This is a genomic window from Mycetocola sp., from assembly GCF_025464835.1.
Taxonomy (GTDB): Bacteria; Actinomycetota; Actinomycetes; order Actinomycetales; family Microbacteriaceae; genus Mycetocola_A.
This window is the reverse complement of record NZ_JAODMP010000020.1, coordinates 1-7,396: the sequence shown is the minus strand read 5'-3', so window position 1 is coordinate 7,396 and position 7,396 is coordinate 1. Positions and strand designations below refer to the sequence as shown.

Genomic DNA, 7,396 nt, shown 5'->3' with positions numbered 1-7,396 from the left:
ACCCCCGTCCATCGCTGAGATTGAACGCCTTCTACGGGTGTAGCCGATTGATTCGTTCTACTCGGCTCCCACCTTTGCTACCGGCATCTAGGTGGACGAGCCCAGTCACAGTGTGAGTCCCGTACGATCCTGTGGCGCAGTCGTACAGCAAGCCCTCTAGCTGACGCCAGGACCCGGTTAGAGAGCAGTCACCGGACTGACGGACTTATTGGCTCTACTGCTTACGCAGCGAGAGCGAAGTCAGTGCGCTTGGAATTGGCACTTATTGTTTTCCAGAGATCGTTTACGAGATAACCCTGGATCCTCGACCCGCTTCTCACAGTTGCGCAGGCAGTGTCGAAACCGATCATCCCCATGCACACCCTGAAAAGAGTGAGTCGCTGTCACACGCTGTGAAGTTACCAAGCCGGAGAACCGGCATCCGAACCTTCCGGCTCAGCACTCCAGTGTAGCCGGTCGACCATGGGTCTGCCTAGGCGTCACAGGAGACACTCGGTTGCCGTCGGCGCCAGGCGGAGATCTGGAGCGTCACTCGCCCAGGTGGTTGCGAGCGGCTACAGCCCGCGCTGCCTCGCGCGTCGCCTCACGCTCACGCAGCGTCTGCCGTTTGTCGTATTCCTTCTTACCCTTGGCGATCGCGATCTCCACCTTCGCCTTGCCGTCGCTGAAGTACAGCTTCAGCGGGATGATCGTGTATCCGCCCGGCGCGACCTTGTGGCTGATTTTCAGGATTTGTGCCTTGTGCAGGAGGAGTTTGCGCTTGCGCCTGGGCGGGTGGTTGTTCCAGGTGGCACCGGTGTACTCGGGGATGTGCACGGCGTCGAGCCATGCCTCGCCGCCTTCGATGAAAGCGTACCCGTCGACGAGGGAGGCGCGGCCGGCGCGCAGCGATTTCACCTCGGAGCCGCTCAGCACAAGACCGGCTTCGTACGTGTCCTCGATCAAGTAATCGTGGCGGGCCTTGCGATTGGTCGCCACGACATTTTCGCCACGTTCCCTAGGCACGGTTTCACTCCGACAGTCGGTTGGCGGCACAGGCCGCACGGTAAATGGCCGCACCGGCGGCGCGACAGCCCATCAGTCTAACAACAGGTCGGATGCCGCGTGGCCGCGGTGCTAAATCTTCAGGTAGCGCTTGATCGCGAAGTTGGCGGACAACGCGGCCAGAATCATCCCGAGCAGAATGAGCACCGGAACGACGATGAACGCATCCGAGATGTCGACGAAGCTGACGAACGGCATGCGCGGTGCGAGGTACCCGGAGATGAAGTAGTGCACGATGCCGATCACCGCCCCACCCGCGAGAATCGAACCGATCACCGCGGAGAAGACACCCTCGAGGATGAACGGTGTCTGGATGAACCGGTTCGAAGCGCCGACGAGACGCATGATCCCGATCTCCTTGCGCCGCGAGTAGGCGGACAGCCGGATCGTCGTGGCGATGAGCAGGACCGCGGCGATCAGCATCAGCCCGGCGATGCCGATGGCCGTGTAGCTGGCGACGTTGAGCACCTGGAAGATGGCGTCGAGGTATTGTCGCTGGTCCGTCACGTCTTCGACCCCTGGCGTGCTCGAGAAGGCTTCGACGAGCACCTCGGACTGCGACGGGTTATCGAGGTTGACCCAGTAGGTCTCGTTGAGCTGCTCAGGAACGACGAGGCTGGCGAGTTCGTTGCCCTCGAATTGTCTCTGGAAGTTCTCGTAGGCGAGCTGGTGGTCCTCGAAATAGAAGTCCTCGACGAACGGAGCGAGGGTCTCCCCTTCGAGCTGGCCGGCGATGCTGGCCTTCTGGTCGTCGGTCGCGGCCCCGGCGGTACAGGTCTCCGTCAGCGAATCGGCGGTGCAGAGGTAGATCGCAACCTGGGCCCGGTCGTACCAGTAGTTCTTCATCTGGCCGATCTGCATTTGCAGCAGAACCGCCGCCCCGACGAAGGTGAGCGAGATGAACGTGACGAGGATGACAGAGATCACCATGGACACGTTGCGGCGGAGACCGGTTGTCGCCTCCTGCCAGATCAGGGAGAGTCTCATCGAACCGGCCCCACACTCTGCTCATCGTCGGCGTCCGGGTCGTCGGCGGCTCGCAAACCGAGTCGCTCGGCCAGGGTGAGGTGATCGGAGACATCACCGAGGCTGTCGGCGTTCGGGATGTTGATGGCGCCGGTCGCAGTGGGGCTCAGGCGGTCGACTTCGTCGGTCTGAGCAGGAAGCGAACGGCGAGTGGCCGGTGCGGGTTCAGGAGCGGGGGCGGGCGTGTTGATCAGGATCTGGTGAGCCTGCGTTTCAGCTTCGGCCTGAGCCGCGACCTCGGCGACCTCCTGGCGGGCTGCTTTGGCCGACTGGCCCTTCGCAACCGCCGGTTTGAGTTCGGGGACGATGCCGGTGGTGCCGTACCCGCCTTCGAGTTCGTCACGGACGATGACGCCGTCGACGAGCTCGATCACGCGGCGCTGCATCTTGTCGACGATGCCGGCCTCATGGGTGGCCATGAGAACCGTTGTTCCGCTGGCATTGATGCGCTCGAGGATCTGCATGATTCCCGCGCTCGTCGCGGGGTCGAGGTTCCCCGTCGGTTCGTCGGCCAGAAGGATCTGCGGCTTGTTGACGACGGCGCGTGCGATGGCGACGCGCTGCTGCTCACCGCCCGAGAGTTCGTGAGGGAGCCGATCGGCCTTGTTCTCGAGGCCGACCATCTTGAGTACGTCCGGGACCGCTTCCTGGACGAAGCCGCGGGACTTGCCGATCACCTGCAGCGTGAATGCCACGTTCTCGAAGACGGTCTTGTTCGGCAGCAGGCGGAAATCCTGGAACACGACACCGAGGTTGCGGCGGAAGTATGGGATCTTGCGGCTTGAGATGGAGCCGAGGTCGTTTCCCAGGACGAAGATGGAGCCTTTCGACGGCTTCTCCTCCTTGAGGATCAACCGCAGGCAACTCGACTTACCGGAGCCGGAGGCACCGACGAGGAAGACAAATTCTCCCCGCTCGATCTCCAGGTCCATCTCGTGGATCGCAGGCCGTTTCGTGCCCGGGTATTTCTTCGTGACGTTCTCAAACCGAATCATGACGACTCGAGCCTAGGCAGAGCGGGCCGTTTCTCGGCCGTGACACGCCTGCGCCGCCCGGGTTGGCCAGGCAGCTCAGTCGTCGGTGGGCTGCTTACGCCAGCGGATACCCGCGGCGATGAATCCGTCGATGTCGCCATCGAAGACGTTCTGCGGGTTGTTGACTTCATGGTCTGTGCGGAGGTCCTTCACCATCTGATACGGGGCGAGGACGTACGAGCGCATCTGGTCGCCCCAGCTCGCCGTGATGTTGCCGGCGAGTTCCTTCTTCTTCGCGTTCTCCTGTTCCCGCTGGACGAGGAGGAGCCGGGACTTCAGCACTCGCAGCGCAGCTGCGCGGTTCTGGATCTGGCTCTTCTCGTTCTGGCAGCTGACGACGATGCCGGTCGGGAGGTGGGTGATGCGCACAGCGGAGTCGGTCGTGTTGACCGACTGGCCACCGGGGCCTGACGAACGGAACACGTCGACGCGCATCTCGTTGTCTGGGATATCGACCTCTTCGGTCTCCGGCATCAATGGCACCACTTCGACAGCGGCGAAGCTGGTCTGACGTTTGCCCGCGGAGTTGAATGGGCTCATCCGCACGAGGCGGTGGGTGCCGGCCTCGACGCTGAGGGTACCGAACGCGTATGGGGCGTCGATCTCAAATGTGGCGGACTTGATGCCCGCTTCTTCGGCGTAGCTGGTGTCGAGCACTTTCGCCTTGTATTTGTGCTGCTCCGCCCACCGCAGGTACATCCGGAACAGCATGTCGGCGAAGTCGGCGGCATCGACGCCGCCCGCTCCTGCCCGGATGGTGACGACGGCCGCGAGGGGGTCGTATTCGCCGTTCAGCAGGGTCTGCACCTCGAGGTCACCGATCTGCTTCTGCAGGTCGAGGAGTTCCGATCGAGCTTCCGCCGCCGATTCCTCATCCCCTTCGGCGAGGGCCAGGCCGACAAGGACTTCGAGGTCGTCGAGCTGGTTCTCGATGGAGGTCAGGCGCGCCAGCTCCGACTGCCGGTGGCTCAGGGCGCTGGTGATCTTCTGCGCCTTCTCGGTGTCGTCCCACAGGTCGGGCACGCCGGCCTGTTCGCTGAGGTCGGCGATCTCGGCACGCAGCCGGTCGACTCCGACGACTTCGCGAATGTCAGCGAAGGTGGCGCGGATGGCGGCGATCTGGTCGTTCAGGTCTAGATCTAACATGTCGGCACCAGCCTACCTTCCGGTGACTTCCTCCGGTGGGCGCCTCTAGACTCGAAAACACCATGACAGACGGAAACCCGGCGTTCAGCATCCGCTCCGTCGCCGTCGTCGTCTTCCTGCCGACGCTCCTGTTCTCCATCGGTGAAGGCGCCCTGATTCCGCTCATCCCGGTCGCGGCGACAAATCTCGGCGCGAGCCTCGCCATCGCCGGTGTCATCGCCGGGATGCTCATGATCGGGGAGCTTGTCGGCGACATCCCGAGCGGCGCCCTGGTCAGCCGGATCGGTGAACGAACGTCGATGATCGGGGCAGCGCTGCTGTCGATCGTCGCTGCGCTCGGCGCTGTTCTAGCCCCCAACCCGTGGGTTCTCGGCGTGGCCATCTTCATCCTCGGGCTCGCGACCGCGGTGTTCGCCCTCGCCCGGCACGCGTTCATGACCAGTTACGTGCCGTTGCGCTACCGCGCCAGGGCGCTGTCCACGCTCGGCGGGGTGTTCCGCGCCGGCCTGTTCATCGGTCCTCTGCTGTCCGTTCCGGTGATCCACTTCACCGGCGGGGCGCAGGGCGCGTTCTGGATCATGACCATCTCGTGCCTCGCCGCCGTGCTGATCCTCGTACTGTTGCCGGACCCGGAGGCCCTGTTCGGCCAGGTACACCGGGTCCGGAAGAGCGGAGCTTCCGATCACACGCCCGGGGAGGAACTCGCTGCCGAGGAGTCCCACGGTCTGTTCCGCACGTTGTGGAGATTCCGCGGCGTCCTCGCCCGGATGGGGTCGGGAGCTGCACTCATCGGAGCCATGCGGGCGGCGCGCACGGTGCTCCTGCCGCTGTGGGCGGTGAGCCTCGGCGTGAGTGAGGCGAACACGGCCCTCATCATCGGGCTGGCCGGCGCCGTCGACTTCGCACTGTTCTACGTCAGTGGCCAGGTGATGGACCGGTTCGGACGGATCTGGAGCGCCGTGCCCTCCACGCTCGGCCTCGGGCTCGGGATGCTGCTGCTCGCGTTCACGCATGACACCCCGAATGCGGTTGTGTGGTTCATCGCCGCCGCAGGGATCCTCTCCGTCGCGAACGGGTTGGGCAGCGGCATCCTGATGACCCTCGGCGCGGATCTCGCCCCACCGGGGCGTCCTGCACCGTTCCTCGGCGCCTGGCGCTTCACCGGGGACGCCGGCTCAGCGGCGGCTCCGCTCGTGGTCGCCGCTATCACGGGGTTGCTGTCGGTGTCGTTCGCGGCAGGGGCGATCGGCGCCGTCGGGATTCTCGGGGCCTGGCATCTCGCCCGGATGATCCCCCGGTACATTCCGGCGCGTCCCGGTCGTTAGCTCAGCGACTCCCAGGCGGCTCCCGCGATGATCACAACGCAGGCGAGCGTGACGAGCGCCATGCCCCCGAACACACTTGCCATCGCCGTGAGCCGACGACGCCCGACGCGAACCGCGAACCGGATCACGACCATGGCGAGGAACAACACGACTACGAGGACCAGGCCGACCCATGCGGTGACCGGTTGCAGCGGGACCAGCGCGAACAGCACCCCGGCACAGATCGCGGCGAGGACCGCGCCGAGGACGATCCAGATCAGCCCGGTCGACGACGTCAGGGCCGGCTGGCTGCGTACCCGGGTCGGATCGGTCATGGCTCGTTCAGCCCTCACGCCACTCGTTGCTCGTGATGTGCGATCCGCCCTGGGGCCCCATCTGCAGCATCCCGCCGTCGACCACCCATGAGGCGCCGGTGACGTAGGCGGATGCCGGTGAGGCGAGGAAGGCGATGACCGCTGCGACCTCTCGCGCGTCACCCGGCCGCCCCAGCGGAACCCCTGGACGTTCCTCCGAGCGCGGGTCCTGGTCGGTCTGCCCGGTCATCGGGGTGGCGATCTCGCCGGGAGCAACGGAGTTGGCGGTTATCTCATGCCGGCCCAGCTCGAGAGCGACCGTCTTGATGAGGCCGCCGAGTCCGTGTTTGGCCGCGTCGTAAGCGCTTGAGCCCACGCGGGGCTGGTGTTCGTGCACGCTCGTCACCGCGATGATGCGACCGCCGTTGCCTGCGTCGACCATCCGCTTCGCTGCACGCTGGATGCAGACGAAAGCGCCGTCGAGGTCGGCTGCCATGGTGTGGCGCCACTGCTCGAGGGTCATCTCAAGGAGCGGGGCGTTGTCACCGGTGCCGGAGTTGTTGACGAAGACGTCCAGCCCACCAAGCTGTTCGGCAAGGGCGTCGACCGCGTCGCCGCAGCCGTCGAGGTCCGTCGTGTCGAGCTGTGCGACGACGGCGTTCCGGCCCTTCGAACGCACCTCCTGGGCGGTTTCCTCGGCTCCCGTCTCATCAGTGTGCCAGGTGATACCGACGTCCATTCCGGCTTCGGCGAGCGCTACAGCGGTGGCCCGCCCGATGCCGGAGTCTGATCCGGTGACGATGGCGAATTTCGGGCTGAATGGCATGGAGTCCTCCGTCGAACGTCTGCGATGTCTCAACGCAACACCTTCCCCGGCGGGGCCCTCAACCCCTTGACAGTATTGCTCGCAGCCGCGGCGCACCGGTGCCTATCGACGACGTCACGGAGCGCGCGCCGGGCGCCCCGACATACCGCCGGCCCGGTCGGCCCGGTCGGCGACGAGAAGACAGCCAAGCAGGCACGAGGCGACGGCGAACCGAGAGGCCGAGCAGCTCGAGGGTGTAGCCGGCACCGTCTGCTCAATGGTCCCCGGCGGTGCCGACCCCCGTCGCCACAAGCGCACAGAGCACGAGAACGAAACCCGGCCGTTCCTGTTCGACCCGAAGCCGCGGCTCGCCGCCGGTGCAGCACGATCGTCGCGGGCAGATACAGGAGCAAGGCCACCCCGTAGATGCGGCCGTCCGTCTCATAGACCGCCACAGGCGCGGCGATTCCGAGCAGCGGCGAAAGCCCGGCGCTCCAGGAACGGCGATCAGACGGGCTTGTCGTCGAAACCTTCTTTCGCGTGAAAGTATGCAGCCGCGAAGGGCACCGTGAGCAGGATTGCCCCCAGTCCCCCGCTGATCGCCGCTATCCCCGCCCAGAGCGGCCTCCGCGAGCGCGGCGACTCCCTGTCTGTCATCGGAACACCGAGCGAGCCACGGCGGTCACCTCCAGGCGGATGCCCTCCGGCACGAACAGGGTCAGG

Annotated in this window: 8 protein-coding genes and 1 other RNA gene; 1 reads left to right on the top strand and 8 read right to left on the bottom strand. The window is 65.3% G+C overall.

From position 1 onward, the window contains the following. The 5 genes from ssrA to prfB form a co-directional block, all read right to left on the bottom strand. Positions 1-354, bottom strand: a transfer-messenger RNA (tmRNA) gene (gene ssrA / locus JWP90_RS02730); the annotation flags it as partial. Positions 355-528: 174 nt separating this feature from the next. Beyond that, positions 529-1,005, bottom strand: a complete 477-nt coding sequence (smpB, locus tag JWP90_RS02725; protein WP_297359329.1) for an SsrA-binding protein SmpB — start codon at positions 1,003-1,005, stop codon at positions 529-531. Between the two features lie 111 nt (positions 1,006-1,116). Continuing rightward, positions 1,117-2,031: a permease-like cell division protein FtsX gene (gene ftsX / locus JWP90_RS02720; protein WP_297359328.1), complete on the bottom strand. Its 915-nt coding sequence runs from the start codon at positions 2,029-2,031 to the stop codon at positions 1,117-1,119. After that, positions 2,028-3,065 (bottom strand): cell division ATP-binding protein FtsE, encoded by a 1,038-nt coding sequence (ftsE, locus tag JWP90_RS02715; RefSeq protein ID WP_297359327.1) that lies wholly within the window; start codon positions 3,063-3,065, stop codon positions 2,028-2,030. The genes ftsX and ftsE overlap by 4 nt, the downstream gene beginning before the upstream one ends. Positions 3,066-3,140: 75 nt before the next feature. Next, positions 3,141-4,250, bottom strand: coding sequence for a peptide chain release factor 2 (prfB, locus tag JWP90_RS02710; protein ID WP_297359326.1), 1,110 nt, complete (start codon positions 4,248-4,250; stop codon positions 3,141-3,143). Between the two features lie 62 nt (positions 4,251-4,312). Here prfB and JWP90_RS02705 point away from each other — a divergent pair, with 62 nt between their 5' ends. Beyond that, on the top strand, positions 4,313-5,575 hold the full coding sequence (locus JWP90_RS02705) for an MFS transporter (RefSeq protein WP_297359324.1): 1,263 nt from the start codon (positions 4,313-4,315) through the stop codon (positions 5,573-5,575). On the opposite strand, the gene JWP90_RS02700 is transcribed toward JWP90_RS02705, so the two are convergent. The 3 genes from JWP90_RS02700 to JWP90_RS02690 form a co-directional block, all read right to left on the bottom strand. Continuing rightward, on the bottom strand, positions 5,572-5,889 hold the full coding sequence (locus tag JWP90_RS02700; protein ID WP_297359323.1) for a hypothetical protein: 318 nt from the start codon (positions 5,887-5,889) through the stop codon (positions 5,572-5,574). The genes JWP90_RS02705 and JWP90_RS02700 overlap by 4 nt on opposite strands. A 7-nt stretch (positions 5,890-5,896) precedes the next feature. Continuing rightward, on the bottom strand, positions 5,897-6,694 hold the full coding sequence (locus JWP90_RS02695) for an SDR family oxidoreductase (RefSeq protein ID WP_297359322.1): 798 nt from the start codon (positions 6,692-6,694) through the stop codon (positions 5,897-5,899). Between the two features lie 486 nt (positions 6,695-7,180). Continuing rightward, positions 7,181-7,396, bottom strand: a 216-nt coding sequence (locus tag JWP90_RS02690) for a hypothetical protein (protein ID WP_297359321.1), incomplete at its 5' end; no start/stop codon positions are given.